This is a genomic window from Methylobacterium sp. J-090 (assembly GCF_022829345.1).
Lineage (GTDB): Bacteria > Pseudomonadota > Alphaproteobacteria > Rhizobiales > Beijerinckiaceae > Methylobacterium.
In genome coordinates, this window is the sequence record NZ_JAKSXV010000096.1 from 318129 (window position 1) to 333647 (window position 15519).

Annotated in this window: 17 protein-coding genes; 10 read left to right on the forward strand and 7 right to left on the reverse strand. The window is 70.3% G+C overall.

What is annotated here, in order from left to right:
- Position 1: 1 nt before the first annotated feature.
- A complete protein-coding gene (locus MKK49_RS18485; RefSeq protein WP_056173222.1) occupies positions 2-460 on the forward strand; it encodes a peptidylprolyl isomerase in 459 nt (152 codons plus the stop codon).
- A 97-nt stretch (positions 461-557) separates the two neighbouring features.
- Positions 558-1439, forward strand: coding sequence for an EamA family transporter (locus tag MKK49_RS18490; protein WP_244031135.1), 882 nt, complete (start codon positions 558-560; stop codon positions 1437-1439).
- Positions 1440-1464: 25 nt separating this feature from the next.
- Here MKK49_RS18490 and mobA read toward each other — a convergent pair whose 3' ends face one another.
- Both mobA and MKK49_RS18500 read right to left on the reverse strand, forming a co-directional pair.
- Positions 1465-2088, reverse strand: coding sequence for a molybdenum cofactor guanylyltransferase MobA (gene mobA / locus MKK49_RS18495; RefSeq protein WP_244031137.1), 624 nt, complete (start codon positions 2086-2088; stop codon positions 1465-1467).
- Complete coding sequence (locus MKK49_RS18500; RefSeq protein ID WP_244031139.1) at positions 2089-3228, reverse strand: Mrp/NBP35 family ATP-binding protein; 1140 nt, start codon at positions 3226-3228, stop codon at positions 2089-2091. It abuts the gene before it with no gap.
- A gap of 314 nt (positions 3229-3542) precedes the next feature.
- Here MKK49_RS18500 and MKK49_RS18505 point away from each other — a divergent pair, with 314 nt between their 5' ends.
- Positions 3543-4046: a pyridoxamine 5'-phosphate oxidase family protein gene (locus tag MKK49_RS18505; protein ID WP_244031141.1), complete on the forward strand. Its 504-nt coding sequence runs from the start codon at positions 3543-3545 to the stop codon at positions 4044-4046.
- A 157-nt stretch (positions 4047-4203) separates the two neighbouring features.
- Positions 4204-5496: a nicotinate phosphoribosyltransferase gene (locus MKK49_RS18510; RefSeq protein WP_244031143.1), complete on the forward strand. Its 1293-nt coding sequence runs from the start codon at positions 4204-4206 to the stop codon at positions 5494-5496.
- 7 nt (positions 5497-5503) lie between these two features.
- Here the strand turns inward: MKK49_RS18510 and MKK49_RS24565 are convergent, their stop codons facing one another.
- Positions 5504-6598, reverse strand: a complete 1095-nt coding sequence (locus tag MKK49_RS24565; protein WP_279595620.1) for a methyl-accepting chemotaxis protein — start codon at positions 6596-6598, stop codon at positions 5504-5506.
- Between the two features lie 459 nt (positions 6599-7057).
- Here MKK49_RS24565 and MKK49_RS18520 point away from each other — a divergent pair, with 459 nt between their 5' ends.
- The 3 genes from MKK49_RS18520 to hisN all read left to right on the forward strand — a co-directional run bounded on the left by MKK49_RS18520 (position 7058) and on the right by hisN (position 10841).
- The gene (locus MKK49_RS18520; RefSeq protein WP_244031144.1) at positions 7058-7816 is read left to right on the forward strand and encodes a LamB/YcsF family protein; all 759 of its coding nucleotides are present in this window, start codon (positions 7058-7060) and stop codon (positions 7814-7816) included.
- 218 nt (positions 7817-8034) lie between these two features.
- Entirely contained in the window at positions 8035-9969 is a 1935-nt protein-coding gene (locus MKK49_RS18525) for an AI-2E family transporter (protein ID WP_244031145.1), read from the forward strand.
- An 83-nt stretch (positions 9970-10052) separates the two neighbouring features.
- Positions 10053-10841, forward strand: a complete 789-nt coding sequence (hisN, locus tag MKK49_RS18530; RefSeq protein WP_244031146.1) for a histidinol-phosphatase — start codon at positions 10053-10055, stop codon at positions 10839-10841.
- Positions 10842-10857: 16 nt separating this feature from the next.
- Here the strand turns inward: hisN and MKK49_RS18535 are convergent, their stop codons facing one another.
- Positions 10858-11838 (reverse strand): alpha/beta fold hydrolase, encoded by a 981-nt coding sequence (locus tag MKK49_RS18535; RefSeq protein WP_244031147.1) that lies wholly within the window; start codon positions 11836-11838, stop codon positions 10858-10860.
- Positions 11839-12080: 242 nt separating this feature from the next.
- On the opposite strand from MKK49_RS18535, the gene MKK49_RS18540 reads away from it, so the two are divergent.
- Positions 12081-12554 (forward strand): Hsp20 family protein, encoded by a 474-nt coding sequence (locus MKK49_RS18540; protein WP_244031148.1) that lies wholly within the window; start codon positions 12081-12083, stop codon positions 12552-12554.
- 68 nt (positions 12555-12622) lie between these two features.
- Here MKK49_RS18540 and MKK49_RS18545 read toward each other — a convergent pair whose 3' ends face one another.
- Both MKK49_RS18545 and MKK49_RS18550 read right to left on the reverse strand, forming a co-directional pair.
- Positions 12623-12922, reverse strand: a complete 300-nt coding sequence (locus tag MKK49_RS18545; protein WP_244031150.1) for a hypothetical protein — start codon at positions 12920-12922, stop codon at positions 12623-12625.
- A 146-nt stretch (positions 12923-13068) separates the two neighbouring features.
- On the reverse strand, positions 13069-13512 hold the full coding sequence (locus MKK49_RS18550) for an RNA polymerase subunit sigma-70 (RefSeq protein WP_244031152.1): 444 nt from the start codon (positions 13510-13512) through the stop codon (positions 13069-13071).
- Positions 13513-13751: 239 nt separating this feature from the next.
- Here MKK49_RS18550 and MKK49_RS18555 point away from each other — a divergent pair, with 239 nt between their 5' ends.
- Both MKK49_RS18555 and MKK49_RS18560 read left to right on the forward strand, forming a co-directional pair.
- Positions 13752-14618: a Kdo hydroxylase family protein gene (locus MKK49_RS18555; RefSeq protein ID WP_244031154.1), complete on the forward strand. Its 867-nt coding sequence runs from the start codon at positions 13752-13754 to the stop codon at positions 14616-14618.
- A gap of 26 nt (positions 14619-14644) precedes the next feature.
- On the forward strand, positions 14645-14944 hold the full coding sequence (locus tag MKK49_RS18560) for an antibiotic biosynthesis monooxygenase family protein (protein WP_244031156.1): 300 nt from the start codon (positions 14645-14647) through the stop codon (positions 14942-14944).
- 123 nt (positions 14945-15067) lie between these two features.
- Here the strand turns inward: MKK49_RS18560 and MKK49_RS18565 are convergent, their stop codons facing one another.
- Entirely contained in the window at positions 15068-15481 is a 414-nt protein-coding gene (locus tag MKK49_RS18565; RefSeq protein WP_244031158.1) for a hypothetical protein, read from the reverse strand.
- Positions 15482-15519 lie beyond the last annotated feature (38 nt).

Here is a 15519-nt window from a genome sequence, read left to right on the forward strand (position 1 = left end):
CATGGCAGACACCGAGACCCTCACCCTCGAGACCACCAAGGGCCGCGTCGTGATCGGGCTTCGCCCGGACCTCGCCCCCAACCACGTCGAGCGCCTCAAGACCCTGGCGGCGCAGGGCTTCTACGACGGCGTGCCGTTCCACCGCGTCATCGACGGTTTCATGGCCCAGACCGGCGACCCCACGGGCACGGGCTCCGGCGGCTCGGACCTGCCCGACCTCAACGCGGAATTCAACGCCGAGCCGCACGTGCGCGGCACCTGCTCCATGGCCCGCACCAACTTCCCGCACTCGGCCAATTCGCAGTTCTTCATCTGCTTCGGCGACGCCCGCTTCCTCGACAAGCAGTACACCGTCTGGGGCAAGGTGACGGAGGGCATGGACATCGTCGACACCCTCAACAAGGGCGAGCCGCCGCGCTCCCCCGACAAGATCGTCAAGGCGACCGTCTCGGCCGCCTGAACGGCGCACGATCTTTGATCGGGAAGGGTCCGCGCGTCCGGCGTGTGGGCCCTTCCGCCGTTTCGGGCGCGCGCGCGTGTCGGCAGCGAGTTGACCCATGAATCCCGCCACGCTTCCCCCGCGCGATCTGCTGCTGGCGCTCGCCGTGGTGGCGGTGTGGGGTACGAACTTCGTGGTCATCCGCATCGGCCTCGACCACCTGCCACCGCTGCTGTTCGCCGGCCTGCGCTTCGTCCTCGCCGCCCTGCCGGGCGTGTTCCTGCTGCCCCGGCCTGCCGCCTCATGGTGGAATCTCGCCGCCTACGGCCTCCTCATCGGCGCCGGCCAGTTCGGCCTGCTCTTCGTCGCCCTGCGCGGCGAGATCGCACCGGGCCTCGCCTCCCTGGTGGTGCAGGTGCAGGTGTTCTTCACCATCGGCCTGTCCATGTGGCTGACGAGCGAACGGGTCCGCGCCTATCAGGGGGCGGCGCTGCTGCTCGCGGTCGCCGGCCTCCTGGTGATCGCCGTCCATACGGATGCGGCGACCACACCGCTCGGACTCGGCCTCGTGCTCCTGGCCGGCCTGAGCTGGGCCGGCGGCAACATGGTGGCGCGGGCGAGCGGCGTGCGCAGCATGCTCGCCTACGTGATCTGGGGCAGCCTGTTCTCGGCGCCGCCGCTGCTCGCCCTGTCCCTCGCCCTGGAAGGCTGGGACGCCATGCGCGAGGGGGTGATGCGGGCCGATGCCGCCACCTGGGGCGCCGTCGCGTGGCAGGCGGTGGGCAACGCCCTGTTCGGCTACGCCGCCTGGGGCTGGCTCCTGGCGCGCCACCCCGCCGCCCTCGTCACGCCCATGGCGCTGCTGGTCCCGGTCTTCGGCATGGGCGCCTCCGCCCTCTGGCTCGGCGAACCCCTGCCGCCCTGGAAGATCGGCGCGGCGGCCCTCGTCATGGCGGGACTCGCCCTGGGCGTCCTCTATCCGCGCTGGCGTCGCGTGTGAGACGGCCTCCGCCATCCCGACGGGATCAATCGGGTCTGGTGTGAGGGGAGGGTGGGTCCGAAAGGCGAGCCTCGGCCTCCGCCAGATCCTCCGGCGTGTTGATGTTCCAGAACGGGTCGAGGGGCTCGGCCGGCCATTCCACCGGGACCGCCCCTTGCGCGCGCAGGAAGGCGCCGACCCGCCGCTCCAGGCGGATCACGAGGGCATCATGGAGCGCAGGGCGCAGAGCGACGGGCCACAGGGCCACGGTGAAGTGCTCGCGCCCGTTCGAGGCCGCCATCGCCACGGGGCCGTCCGCCCGCGCCAGGCGGGCAACGAGGTCGGCGGGCAGGAACGGCGCATCGCCGGTGACGCTCGCCACGTACTTCACCCCCGGATGCAGGCGGGCAGCGTAGTCGAGGGCGGCGAGGATGCCCGCGAGGGGGCCGGGATTCCCCGGTACGCCGTCGGGCACGACCGGGCCGGGGAACCCCGAAAACCGGGCCGGGTCGCCGTTGGCGTTGAGGATCAGCCCGGCATCGCATTGGGGCGCGAATCGCGCCACCACGTGGTCGAGGAGCGGGCGGCCGGCGAGGCGCCGCAGGGCCTTGTCGCCGCCGCCCATGCGCCGCGACAGGCCGCCGGCCAGGACGACGCCGAGGACCGGCATCTACTCGATGACGATGCGCGGCGCCGCCCGGGGCGCCGACGCACCGTTGAGGTTCGCCCAGAGCTTGGCGGCGATGTCGCGATAGACCTTGGCGTGCGGCCCGTCGGGATCGACGGCCACCACCGGGCGCCCGGCATCCGAGCTCTCGCGGATGGTCATGTTCAGGGGCACCTCGCCGAGGAACGGCACCGCGAGGCGCGCCGCCTCGTCGCGGGCGCCGCCATGGCCGAAGATGTGCGAAGCGTGGCCGCAATTCGGGCAGACGAACGTCGCCATGTTCTCGATGACGCCGAGGATCGGCACCGAGACCTTGCGGAACATGGTCACGCCGCGCCGGGCGTCGATGAGGGCGAGATCCTGCGGCGTCGAGACGATGACGGCGCCGGACAGGGGGGTGGCCTGCGCCATGGTGAGCTGGGCGTCGCCGGTGCCGGGGGGCATGTCGACCACGAGGATGTCGAGGTCGCCCCACGCCACCTCGCGCAGCATCTGGGTGATGGCCGACTGAACCATGGGGCCGCGCCAGATCATCGCCGTCTCGGGTTCGATGAGGAAGCCGATGGACATGACCTTGATGCCGTAGCCCTCCATGGGCGCCAGCAGACGTTCCTCGATGACCTTGGGCTTGCCGGACAAACCGAAGAGCTTCGGCACGGACGGGCCGTAGATGTCGGCGTCGAGCAATCCGACCTTCAGTCCCTGCGCCGAGAGCGCCAGGGCGAGGTTGCAGGCGGTGGTGGATTTACCGACGCCGCCCTTGCCCGACGCCACGGCGACGATGTGGCGGACCCCCGGCAGGGCCGGCCCGGTGCGCGGCGGCGGCGGGGCCGGCGGCCGGCCGGGGGCGGGCGGCTGCGGCGGGGTCTGGCCCTGGGCGGGGTGGTTGGGACCGCGCTCCGAGGTCAGGCTCGCGAACACGCCCGAGACCCCGGGGGTGGCGAGGATCGCGCCCTCGGCGCGGCGGCGGATCGGTTCGAAGCGCTCGGCCTCGCTCGGATCGATGAGGATCGAGAACATCACCCGGCCGGTCGGATCGACGACCACCTGCGACAGGCGGCCGGACGCGGGCAGTGTGGTGCCACCGGCATCGACGGTGACGGCCGACAGGATCTTGAGGACATCGTCGCGGGTGATCGCCAACAGTCGGGCTCCTTGGCGCAACGGACGGGCTAGCCCGGGCCGGACGCGAAATCGGTGGCGCCATCCGCCCCGGTCGGGACTCTCGCGCGCATGTCGACTTAGGGGACAGCATGGGCGCGCAGCCAGCGCAACCCCGCACCGCGCGGCCCATCATCGCGAGCCCCGGAATCGTCCGGCCCGGAATCCCGAAACCCAGCATCGCGTCACCCGAAACCAAAGCGAAGCTCGCCCGTTGAGCCTTCGAACCGGTCGCGGGCGCCCGTCGAGGGCGCCGCGTCCGGATGCGTCGAGACCGAGTCGGAGATTCCAACCCCATGCATCAGGGCAACCACCGCGATCACGAGGGCGCCAAGAAGCTCTTCGCCCTCATCAAGGACATCAAGGTCGCGATGATGACCACCGCGGACCCCGATGGGAAGCTCTACAGCCGCCCGATGTGGTGCCAGGACGCGGACGAGAACGGCGACCTGTGGTTCTTCACCAAGCTGCACTCGCCGAAGACCGCCGAGATCAGCAAGGACAACCAGATAAACCTCGCCTATTCCGACCCGTCGAGCCAGACCTACGTCTCCATTGCCGGCAAGGCCGAGATCGTCACAGATCAGGCCGTCATCGACGATAAGTGGACCGAGAGCCTGAAGACCTGGTTTCCCAACGGGAAGGACGACCCGGAAGTGGCGCTGCTCCGCATCCATCCGGAGAAGGGCGAGTACTGGGACAGCCCCAACGCCACGGCCCTGCACATCTACGGCTACGTGAAGGCCGCCCTCACGGGCGAGTCGCCGAAGACCGAGACCAAGAAGGTCGATCTCGCCTGATTGCTACCGATCGGGACGAGGGAGGAGGGCGGTCACCCGGACGGGTGGCCGCCCTTCGACGTTCCGCGATCGCAGGTCCGATTGACTCGTGACCGACGCCTATGCGCCTCTCGCAGGCGAGCGGGCGCCCGGGTCCCGCGCCGGACGGTGCCCGACCATGCTCGATCTCGCGACGCGGGTGTACAACCACAACTTCCAGATCGACCCCATCGTCCGGTCGCTCCTCGACACCGATTTCTACAAGCTCCTGATGGCGCAGACGATCTTTCGCCGCCGTCGCGACGCCCGTGTCACCTTCGGCATCCAGAACCGCTCCAGGAGCGTGCGGCTCGCCGAGTTCGTCGATGCCGGCGAACTGCGCGAGCAGCTCGACCATGCCCGCACCCTCACCCTGAGCCGGGGCGAGTCGACCTGGCTGCGCGGCAATACCTTCTACGGCCAGCGCCAGATGTTCGCGCCCGACTTCATGGACTGGCTCGAAGCCTTCCGCCTGCCCGAATACGAGCTCGAGGCGCGGGACGGGCAGTACGTGCTCACCTTCCACGGACCCTGGATCGAGACGACGATGTGGGAGGTGCCGGCCCTCTCCATCCTCAACGAGCTGCGGGCGCGCGGCGTCGTGCGCCATATGGGCAAGCTCGAGCTCCAGGTGCTCTACGCCCGCGCCATGACCCGGGTGTGGGAGAAGATCGAACGCCTTCGCGCCCTGCCCGATCTCTCCATCGCGGATTTCGGCACGCGCCGGCGCCACGGCTTCCTGTGGCAGGACTGGTGCGTCGAGGCGATGCGCGCGGGCCTCGGCGACCGGTTCCTCGGGACCTCGAACTGCCTCATCGCGCTGCGCCGCGAGGTCGAGGCGGTGGGCACCAATGCCCACGAGCTGCCCATGGTGTATTCGGCGCTGGCCGACGGGGACGCGGCCCTGGCGCGGGCTCCCTACGACGTGCTCGCGGACTGGCAGCAGGACTACGCCGGCAACCTCCTCGTCATGCTGCCCGACACCTACGGCACGAGCGGCTTTCTCGCGCACGCCCCCGACTGGATGAACGCCTGGACCGGCATCCGCATCGATTCGAAGGAGCCCATCGCGGGCGGCGAGGAGGCGATCGCGTGGTGGCGCTTGCGGGGCTGCGATCCCCGCGAGAAACTGGCGATCTTCTCGGACGGGCTCGACGTCGACACCATCGAGGCCATCCACGCGCATTTCCACGGGCGCATGCGCATCGGCTACGGCTGGGGCACCCTGCTCACCAACGACTTTCGCGGCTTGGTGCCGGACGGGCGCCTCGATCCCATCTCCATCGTCTGCAAGGTCATCGCGGCGGACGGACGGCCCACGGTGAAGATCTCCGACAACCCGTCGAAGGCCATCGGACCGGAGGATCAGATCGCGCGCTATCGCCGGGTGTTCGGCGTCGAGGACGCGCCGGCGCTGCCGGTCGTCGTGTGAGGTGCGCTCAGGCGTCGGCACCCTGGACGATGACCCCGTACCATCCGAGTCCCGCATAGGTCTCGTAGCCGGGGGTCCGGTGAAAGGCGGTGACGGCGCCCGACTGCGGATCGCGATCCGCGCCGCTCGTCCGCCCGGCCGGCTGAAAGCGCAGGGTCTCCTCGAGGACGCCCCGTCCATCGGACGCGGCCAGCACGCGGTGACGGGCATCGACGAGGACCACGCGGGTCCGGTCCCGATCCTCCGGCGACACCCGGACACCCTCGACGATGGCGCGGGCCTGCGCCTCCCAGTCGAAATGGATCGCCAGCACGCCGACGGGCCCGGCCCGGCTGCTGCCGCCCGCGCGGACGCTGGCGCAGTAGGTCGCGACCTGGGCGTTCCCGAGCCGGCCCTGCCGCGCGACGTCGGCGGCGATGTAGGAATCGCCGTCGAGCAGGTCGGCGGCGCGGCGGAACCAAGGCTCGGCCGAGACGTCCCGGCCGATCACCTCGCGGAACCGCTCCGGGCGGCCATGCGCCAGGACGATGCCGCCGGGCGAGCACAGCCACAGGTCGAGATAGACCGTGTAGGCGTCGAGGATCACCCCGAGACGCGCGGCCGCGTGGGCCACCCGGTCGGGCGTCGGAGCGGTGGCGCAATCCACGAGGGCCGCGTCGGTCGCCCACCAGCGCACGTCGCAGGTCCGCTCGTAGAGGTTGCGGTCGATGAGTTCGACGGCGTTGAGGGCGAGGTCGATGAGCCGGTCGTCGCGGGTGTGGCTCGACAGATCCTCGACCTGGGCCTGAAGCCCGGCGATCCGGTCGGACAGCTCGGCCTCCAGCGCCTTGGCGATCCCCTCGACCTCTCCGCCGATGGCGCGCACCTCCTGGGCGACCACGGCGAAGCCGCGTCCCATCTCACCGGCACGCGCCGCCTCGATGAGGGCGTTCAGGGCCAGGATCTTGACCTGCCCGGTGATGCCCTGGATGCGGCGGCTCTTCTCCGACGAGATGCGCTTCAGCTCGGCGATCTCCGCCGCGACGCCCCGGAGGCCGGTCCCGGGAGCGCTCGACGGCCCTGGCGAAGCCACGCCCCCCTGCTTGAGGCTCAAACCCGACATCCGTCCCTCGTTCGTCTTTACAACCCGAGATAGGAATGATCGATAGCAGCTAATGCCTTATTAAATTTCGCACTATCAGACCGTTGTATTGTATGTCTGACCAGAGCACGCCGCCCGGCACTGGACTTGTCGAGTGTTGATTTGGGTCGACGATTTTTCCAAAGGATGATCTCGGTCAGATCTCATCGGCCTACGCGGCGGGCCGGCACCCGTTTGCGATGGTTCCGTAAATGTACGGCGTCAGTCGTCAACGGTGCAGTCTGGACGGTGCTGGACAACAGCCCGATGAACCCGATGGATAGGCTGCCCCGGATCGCCGGACGCATCCGATCGGCAGCGCAGGCGGCCCGTTCCCCTTGGCGAGAACGCCGCATCGATGGGGCGATCGACGGCGCCTTGTGCCGGCGCACGTCACGCGACAAGGACAGGGGCGTGCGAGAACCCGCGGGGAAGCCAGGGATGCGGATCGATCTCAACGCCGATCTCGGCGAGGGCTACGGCCCCTACAGGATGGGCGACGACGCCGCCCTCCTCGACATCGTCACGTCGGCCAACGTCGCCTGCGGCTTCCATGCGGGCGATCCGGGCCTCATGGTCGCGACCGCCCGGGCGGCGAGGGCGCGCGGCGTGTCGCTCGGCGCCCATCCGGGCTTCGACGACCGACGCGGATTCGGCCGCCGTGTGATCCGCGCCACGCCCGGCGAGATCGAGGCCGATGTCGCCTATCAGATCGGGGCGCTCCAGGCCTGCGCGGCGTTGGCCGGCCACCGCGTCACCCACGTGAAGGCCCACGGGGCGTTGGCCAACCTCTCGAACGCCGAGGACGACGTGGCGCGGGCCATCGCCCGGGCCGTGCGCGCCGTCGATGACACCCTCGCCGTTCTCGTGATGCCGGGCCTCGCCGCCGAGCGGGCGGCTCGGGCGGAGGGCCTCCGGGTGGTGCGCGAGATCTATGCCGACCGCGCCTACGCGGAGGATGGGCAGCTCGCGCCGCGCGGCGAGCCGGGCGCCGTGATCACCGATGCCGGAACCGTCGCCGAGCGGACCCGCCGCATGGTGGAGGAGGGCGCCCTCGTCACACGTTCGGGTCGCCGCATCCCGGTCGCCATCGACACGATCTGCGTCCACGGCGACGATCCGCACGCGGTGGCGACCGCCCAGGCGGTGCGCCGGACCCTGGAGGAGGCCGGGTTCACCCTGGCGCCGTTCGCCGGATGAGAGCGGCTCCGAAGGGACGCCTTGTCCGCCGGAGCGAGCCCTGAACCGGCCCGCTTCACGCAACGCAAGGGGCGCGCGTGCCGCCGTCGGGGGTCATCCGATCACGCCGCCGCGAGGAGGAGGGTCCGCGCGAGGGATCGTTTTGCAGCACCGCACCGTTCCCCCGGCGCGGCGCCCCATCCGAGGGCGGCCGGCTTAGGCGTCGAGACGGAACCGGCATGGCGACGAGACCCACAACGAAACCCTCGCTGATTCCCCCGCGCCCGACCCGGATCGCCGCCGCCGAGACGCCGGCACCGACCATGACCTCGCCGCTCATCGTCGCGGCCCTCATCGTCACCGGCCTCTATCTCGGCCGCGACGTGCTCATCCCCATCGCCATCGCGATCCTGCTGTCCTTCGTCCTCGGCCCCCTGGTGAACTGGCTCAGGCGCTGGCATTTCGGTCGCTTCCTGTCCGTCGCCACCGCCGTGCTGATGACCCTGAGCGTGGTCGGGGCGCTCGGCACCCTCATCGGGGTGCAGCTCGCCGACATCGCCGGCGACGTCCCACGCTACCGCAGCACCATCGAGCGCAAGGTCGAGGGCCTCAAGGACACGCCCGCCGGGCACATGGCCGACTACGTCGCCGGCATCGGCCGGACCATGCACCCGGACGGTCCGAAGCCCGAGCCCAAACCCGAACCCAAACCGGATGCCGCCCCCGCGGCGGCGCCACCCGAGAAGGCGATCCTCGTCGAGGTGAAGGACCGCGCGCCCGACGCCCTCACCATGGCCGGGACCCTGCTCTCGCCGATCCTGCATCCGCTCGCCACCATCGGCATCGTGTTCGTGGTGCTGCTGTTCCTGCTGATGCAGCGCGAGGATCTGCGCGATCGCATGATCCGCCTCGCCGGATCGAGCGACCTGCACCGGACTACGGTCGCCATGGACGATGCGGCCAAGCGCTTGAGCCGCTACTTCCTCGTTCAGCTCGCCCTCAACGCTTCGTTCGGCCTCGTCGTCGGCATCGGCCTCTACCTCATCGGCGTGCCGAGCCCGGTCCTGTGGGGCATCTTCTCGGCCCTCATGCGGTTCGTGCCGTACATCGGCGCCTTCGTGTCGGCGCTGTTTCCCCTGGCGCTGGCGGCGGCCGTCGATCCCGGCTGGTCCATGGTCGTCGAGACCCTGATCCTGTTCCTCATCCTCGAGCCCATCGTCGGGCATTTCATCGAGCCGATGCTCTACGGCCACTCCACCGGCATGTCGCCCTTCGCCGTCCTCGTCTCGGCCCTGTTCTGGACCTGGCTGTGGGGACCCGTCGGGCTGCTGCTCTCGACGCCGCTCACCGTCTGCCTCGTGGTCCTGGGGCGCCACGTCGACAAGCTCGAATTCCTCGACGTGCTGTTCGGCGACCGGCCGGCCCTGACGCCCGTGGAGAACTTCTATCAGCGCATCCTCGCGGGTGATTCCGACGAGGTGCAGGAGCACGCCGAACTCATCCTCAAGACCTGTCCGCTGGCGACCTACTACGACGAGGTGGTGATCAAGGGCCTCGAACTCGCCGCCCGCGATGCGGCGCGCGGCGTGCTCACGCACGAGCAGAAGGCGGATATCCGACAGAGCCTCGCCGGCCTCGTCGAGGATTTGGCCGACCGCGACGACGAATCGGCCGAGGACACGCCGGACGCACGGGCCGCGAACGAGGTTTGGCGCGCGGAGGGCACGGTCCTTTGCGTCTCCGGGCGCAGCTTCGTGGACGAGTCCGCCTGCGCCATCCTGGCTCAGCTCCTGCGCAATCGCGGGATCGGCGTGCGCGTCGTGCCGTTCTCGGAGGTGGCGCGGGCGCGGATCGACACCTTCGACCCCGGTCCGGCGCGCCTCGTCTGCATCGTCTCCACCGCCATCAGCGGGGAGCCGACCCACCTCCGGCGCCTGGCCGAGCGGCTGAAGCGCAAGCTGCCCCAGGCGTACACCGTCGTCGGCCTGTGGCAGGCCGACGAGAGCAGCCTCGACGAGGCCGCCCAGCGCCGGGCGATTCCAGCGGACATCCACGTCACGTCCCTGCGCGGCGCCGTCGAGGCCATCGTGGCCGCCGCCGACCCGGTCGCGCCCGATCCCGTGGATGCGGACCGGCCGGCACCGCACCCCGTCGGCACGCCCATCCCCGCCTGAACGCGGCCGCTCGTCCGCCGGGGCTTGACGGCGGGCCGCCGCGTCCGTTTCGTTGCCGCCCCGGACCCGGAGAGGAAATCCCGATGAGCGTCGTCGATCTCGCGCGGTTCATGGACGACCTCGCCACCGAATCGGGTCAGGCGATCCTGCCGTTCTTCCGGGCCGCCTTCGGCCTGGACGACAAGGGCCACGGCAGCGGCACCTTCGATCCCGTCACGGAAGCCGATCGGGCGGCGGAGGTAATCCTCCGCGGCCTGATCCGCCGCACCTTCCCGACCCACGGCATCCTCGGCGAGGAATTCGGTTCGGAGAATCTCGAGGCCGAATGCGTGTGGGTGCTCGATCCCATCGACGGCACCCGCGCGTTCATCGCCGGCCTGCCGACCTGGGGCACCCTCATCGGCCTCACCCGGAACGGTGCGCCCGTGCGTGGCCTGATGCACCAGCCCTATCTCGGCGAACGCTTCTGGGGCGACGGCGCCACGGCGCGGATGCGCTCGGCCAGGGGCGAGCGGGTTCTGCGCACCCGGCGCGGGACGAGCCTGAAGCACGCCCTCCTGGCCACCACCGATCCGCGCCTGTTCGCCGAGGGACCGGAACGCGACGGCTTCGCCGCCATCGAGGCCGCCGTGCGGATGTCGCGCTACGGCACCGATTGCTATGCCTATTGCATGCTGGCCGCCGGACAGATCGACCTCGTGGTCGAGGCCGGGCTCAAGCCCTACGACATCGTCGCCCTCATCCCCATCGTCGAGGGTGCGGGCGGCGTCATCACCGCCTGGGACGGGGGTTCGGCCGCTCCGGGCGGGCGCATCGTGGCGGCGGGCGACCGGGCGCTCCACGCGGAGGCGTTGCGGCTCCTCAACCCCTAGATCCGGTCGGCGGAGGTCAGGCTTTGGCGTAAGTCTCGGTCGGGATCGCCTCGGCGACGTTGCCGGGCACGAAGGCGTCGAAGGCCGCCCAGAAATCCTCGCGGATGGCATCGCCCTCCGACAGGATCTCGTGGCGGGCACCGGGCAGCACGAGGATGTGCGCGCCGCGCACGAGGCGCGCGAACCGTTCCGTCGCCCGCGTCTCGCAGACGGGGTCGGCGCCGGCCGCGACGATGAGGCTCGGAATGGCGATGGTGGCGGCCACCCGCCTGTCGCGCAGGCGCGCCATGGCGCGGAACGCCCCGGCGAGCCACGCGATGGTGGGGTCCCCAACCGCACCCGCCCCGACGGCGCGCGCGGCCTCGGCGTTGCGCGCGTAGCGCATCGGGTCCGTCGACAGCCGGTTTCCCGCGAACGGCTTGGTGGCGATGGAGGTCGGCTTGCCGAACGGAATGTACCGGCGGCCGAGCCCGAGGCGGTGAAGGAAGCGGGCCAGAACCGAGGCCCCGGCCGGCCAGCGCACCATGCGGATGGCGAGCATCGGCGCCACGGTCACGATCCGGCTGAACGGCAGCCAGCCGTCGCAGGCCCCGGTGAAGGCCACGGCGCCCCCCATGGAATGGGCGAGGCCCACGTGCGGATGCGGCATCAGGGGGCGCAGGACCGCATCCTCGACGGCCTTGAGGTCGCGGCGGTAATCGTCGAACCAGGCGACGTGGCCCTTGTGCGCGTCGGCGACCTGGCGCTGCGATTCGCCCTGACCGCGCCAATCGAACGCAACGACGGCGAAGCCGCGCCCGCGCAGGTCACTGACCGTCTCGTAGTACTTCTCGATGAACTCGGCCCGGCCCTGAAGCAGGCAGACGGTGCCCTTCACGAGGCGGGTGGTGGGGCGCCAATGCGCGACCCTGAGTTCGATGCCGTCGTCGGTGCGGACCGCCTTGAGGGCGCCCCCGGGCGGGACCGGGTTGTCGGGTGTGGAGCCCAGCGTCAGCATCGACCGATCCTCGTGCGGCAGGGATGTCCCCGCCCTGGCGTCTGTTCTGCCATGCCATCCCTTCCGGCGTGTCACCGTGTCGGAAAAATCCGAAAAAACGCGCGCGATCGCGCGATCCAGGCTCTTGCGAGCACAAACGTCACCGCCAATATCATGGGAGCACCGGCCGTAACGGCGGTGCGACCGGTCCGGCCCTCGGGCGGACCCGATCTAAGCATGTTGCTTCTTATGGAGAATATGTCATGCGTCAGTTCGATCTTGCTCCCCTCTATCGCTCCACCGTCGGATTCGACCGCCTGTTCTCGGCCCTCGACCAGTACGTCGCCGCCGATCAGGCCCCGACCTATCCCCCCTACAACATCGAGCGCACCGGCGAGAACGCCTACCGGATCACGGTGGCGGTCGCGGGCTTCACGGACTCCGATCTGTCCATCGAGGTCAAGGAGAACGCGCTCACGCTGAAGGGCGAGCGCGCGACCGATCCGGACAAGCCGGTGACGTTCCTGCATCAGGGCATCGCCGCGCGCGCCTTCGAGCGCCGCTTCCAGCTCGCCGACTACGTCCAGGTGACGGGCGCGGTGCTGGAGAACGGCCTCCTCCACATCGATCTCGTCCGCGAGATTCCGGAGGCAAAGAAGCCGCGTCAGATCCAGATCGCCACCGGGCGCGCCTCGGCTGCGCCGACCATCGAGGGCACGGTGCAGCAGGCGGCGTAAGCGACGCTTCGTTCCCGGCCTTGAGGGCGCCCCGGCCGAAAGGCCGGGGCGTTTTCGTGTCCGAACCCTCAGGATTCGTCGTCGAATCGGTCGCCGCGTCCCGGCTCCTTGCAGCGATAGCCGACGAAGCAGCGCGGCGTGTCGCCCGCCGGCACGAAGGCCGGGATGGTGATCTCGGTGATCTCGCAGAAACTGCGGTCGCGCACGAAGCGGTCGTAGGTCGCCCCGCCCGTGCCGAGAACCACGCCGCCCTGACTTCCGACGATGCCCTGGGCACGTGCGCAGCTCATGGCGGTGGTCGAAAGCCGCTGGGCGTAAGCCGGGCCGACCGCGCCGATGCAGATCAGCGCGAGGAGGAAACGCGTCATGGGATCGATCCCCTGCGCCGCGCGGCGAATCCATGCGGCCGGCGGGAAAACGCCGCACGCCGCCCGTCGATCCTGCGGCGCGTGACCGCGTCGGCGGGGACAGTCGGTGGGGACATCGGCCTCGCTGCGAAGGCTGGGACGAGGCCCTAGAGGTCGCCGAAGATGAGCTGGCCCTGGGGGCTCGGGCGCCGTGCCGGAGCGCCGGTCCGCGGCGCGGGCTTCGCCCGCTTGACCGGCGGCCGCTTGGCCACGGGCTCGGCCCGGAGGCGCGCCTTGGCCCGGTCGCGGGCGATGGCCTCCGGGGCATGGGGATCGTCGTCGAGCCACTTGCCGTGCTTGATCACCTCGTTGACCCGGCCCTGGTTAACCCCGACCTTGAAGGCGATCTCCTGCTGGGTCATCCCCGTGGAGGCGTGAAGATCGAGGATGGCGCGGGCGAGTTCGGGCGTCATCTTCTGGCCCGTCAGACGCCGGGCCGGCTTGATGGTGCGGGTGGCCCGGTCGCGCTCGCGCAGGCGCTCCAGCAGAGCGAGCGCCATGAGCATCCCGTGCTCGCGCAGCGACTCCTCGAATTCCTTCAACGTCGCCATGCTGGCTTCCTTGCCGGCGCCGGTCTCCGACCTCGGAACCGGGACCGTCACACAAACGTGCCGCACGCTTGGGAGTTGCGCGCGACGGGAACCGAATGGTTGAGCCCGCCACCGTGCCCTGACAACCGGACAAACCCGTCATCCACCGGTATTCGCGATGCGGGCGCCCGGGTTGGTCTCGGGCATCACCTTCGGCTAAACGGCGTCTAGACCCGCCGAAACCCAGGACGCTTCCTGCGATGATCAGCCCGATCGTTTCCGTCTCCCGCGAAGGGTCGGCCCCCGGCACGCCGTCCCTGGTCGATGCCCTCGAGGGCGGCGCGGTCCTGATGTTCCCGGACCTCGACTTCCCGTTCAGCCCGTTCGAGGAACGCTTCGTCGAGCGGCCCTTCGCCGACGGCAAGGCCAAGAACGTCAACATCCGGGGCGAGGCCGCCACCTTGCGGGGCGCGGCCGGGACGCCGGAGGAACAGGAGGCGCTGCGCCAGCTCCTCATCCGCTACCGCGCCTTCGCGGAGGCGCTGATCGCCCGCCACCTGCCGGCCTACATCGGCAAGGTGTCGCTGGCCGGCACCTCCTACCGGCCGTTCGAGGTGGACCAGCGCAAGCTGAGCTGGCGGCGCGACGACACCCGCCTGCATATCGACGCCTTCCCGTCCAACCCCATCGGCGAGAAGCGCATTCTTCGGATTTTCCGCAACATCAACCCGGAGGGCCAGCCCCGCCTGTGGCGGGTGGGCGAGGATTTCGCGTCCATGGCCCAGAAGTTCGTGCCGAAGCTCCCCGGCTACTCGCCCCTCTCGGCACGCCTGCTGGCGGCCCTGAAGATCACCAAGGCGCGGCGCTCGGAATACGACCACCTCATGCTGCACCTGCACGACGCCCTGAAACAGGACATGGCCTATCAGGCCGACGCGCCCCAGGCCGACATCCGCTTCGAACCGGGCCAGACCTGGGTGACGTTCTCGGACCTCGTGATGCACGGCGCCATGGGCGGCCGCTACATGCTGGAGCAGACCGCCTACCTGAAGGTCGCCGACCAGGCCGACCCCGAGCGCAGCCCGCAGCGCATCCTGGCCCGGACCCTCGGCCGGCCCCTGCGCTGAACCCCTTCCCGGACCAAGGACCCGCCATGATCCTCGAAATCGCTCAGATCGATCTCAAGCCCGGCTCGGAAGCCGACTTCGAGGCCGGCATCGCCAAGGCCGCCGAGATCTTCCGGGCCGCCAAGGGCTGCCGCAGCTTCGCGGTTCGCCGCTCCATCGAGAAGCCGCAGCGCTACCGCCTGCTCATCGAGTGGGACAGCCTGGAGAACCATACCAAGGACTTCACCGGCTCCCAGGCCTGGCAGGATTATCGTGCCATGGTGTCGCCGTTCTTCGAGGCGCCCCCCAGCGTCGAGCACACGGAACTGACGCTCCAGGCGTTCTGATGCGGGCTCCCCCGATCGGACCGGAGCCCGTCCCGGGCAGTCCGCGCGGCGCTTGAGCGAAGCCCGATTCCGCCATCCCGACGGGATCGAGCGGAGCTGGTATGAGGCGCCGGACCCGGCGCCTCACTGCCCGGAATTGCGCACGATCATCTTCATCCGCGAATCGAGGTGGTTCCAGCGGGCGACGATCCGGCGCCGGGCGCAGGCTTCGAAGGAATCGCCCGCGAAGAACCCGACATGGATCGCGGTGTGCCGGCACTCCAGCAGCGGCGGGATCACGATCACCGCCGGGATCGGCAGGCACAGCAGCGCCACATCGACGACGAGGCCGATCTTCCAGCCGATGCCGCCGCGCCGAGGCTCCTTCGCGTAGGATTCCCTGAGCAGCCGGCGCTCCGCCGCGAAGGCCGTCGCGCCGTCCGCATCCGCCCGGGCGAACGACGTCCGGGGCTCCCTGGGGGGCGCCCGCGCAACCTCCAGGGCGGTGTCCGTGGACGCGATCCGGGGCGAGAGCGGCGTGTCGCGATAGGTCGTCATGCGTCGAGTCTCGGAACGGGAAGGGCGGGCACGGCGAA

What these genes read in the sequence shown, in the direction of transcription:
- MKK49_RS18485 (WP_056173222.1), top strand. Translation starts at nt 2, where the DNA reads ATGGCAGACACCGAGACCCTCACCCTCGAGACCACCAAGGGCCGCGTC.
- MKK49_RS18490 (WP_244031135.1), top strand. Translation starts at nt 558, where the DNA reads ATGAATCCCGCCACGCTTCCCCCGCGCGATCTGCTGCTGGCGCTCGCC.
- mobA (WP_244031137.1), bottom strand. Translation starts at nt 2,088, where the DNA reads ATGCCGGTCCTCGGCGTCGTCCTGGCCGGCGGCCTGTCGCGGCGCATG.
- MKK49_RS18505 (WP_244031141.1), top strand. Translation starts at nt 3,543, where the DNA reads ATGCATCAGGGCAACCACCGCGATCACGAGGGCGCCAAGAAGCTCTTC.
- MKK49_RS18510 (WP_244031143.1), top strand. Translation starts at nt 4,204, where the DNA reads ATGCTCGATCTCGCGACGCGGGTGTACAACCACAACTTCCAGATCGAC.
- MKK49_RS24565 (WP_279595620.1), bottom strand. Translation starts at nt 6,598, where the DNA reads ATGTCGGGTTTGAGCCTCAAGCAGGGGGGCGTGGCTTCGCCAGGGCCG.
- MKK49_RS18520 (WP_244031144.1), top strand. Translation starts at nt 7,058, where the DNA reads ATGCGGATCGATCTCAACGCCGATCTCGGCGAGGGCTACGGCCCCTAC.
- MKK49_RS18525 (WP_244031145.1), top strand. Translation starts at nt 8,035, where the DNA reads ATGGCGACGAGACCCACAACGAAACCCTCGCTGATTCCCCCGCGCCCG.
- hisN (WP_244031146.1), top strand. Translation starts at nt 10,053, where the DNA reads ATGAGCGTCGTCGATCTCGCGCGGTTCATGGACGACCTCGCCACCGAA.
- MKK49_RS18535 (WP_244031147.1), bottom strand. Translation starts at nt 11,838, where the DNA reads ATGCTGACGCTGGGCTCCACACCCGACAACCCGGTCCCGCCCGGGGGC.
- MKK49_RS18540 (WP_244031148.1), top strand. Translation starts at nt 12,081, where the DNA reads ATGCGTCAGTTCGATCTTGCTCCCCTCTATCGCTCCACCGTCGGATTC.
- MKK49_RS18545 (WP_244031150.1), bottom strand. Translation starts at nt 12,922, where the DNA reads ATGACGCGTTTCCTCCTCGCGCTGATCTGCATCGGCGCGGTCGGCCCG.
- MKK49_RS18550 (WP_244031152.1), bottom strand. Translation starts at nt 13,512, where the DNA reads ATGGCGACGTTGAAGGAATTCGAGGAGTCGCTGCGCGAGCACGGGATG.
- MKK49_RS18555 (WP_244031154.1), top strand. Translation starts at nt 13,752, where the DNA reads ATGATCAGCCCGATCGTTTCCGTCTCCCGCGAAGGGTCGGCCCCCGGC.
- MKK49_RS18560 (WP_244031156.1), top strand. Translation starts at nt 14,645, where the DNA reads ATGATCCTCGAAATCGCTCAGATCGATCTCAAGCCCGGCTCGGAAGCC.
- MKK49_RS18565 (WP_244031158.1), bottom strand. Translation starts at nt 15,481, where the DNA reads ATGACGACCTATCGCGACACGCCGCTCTCGCCCCGGATCGCGTCCACG.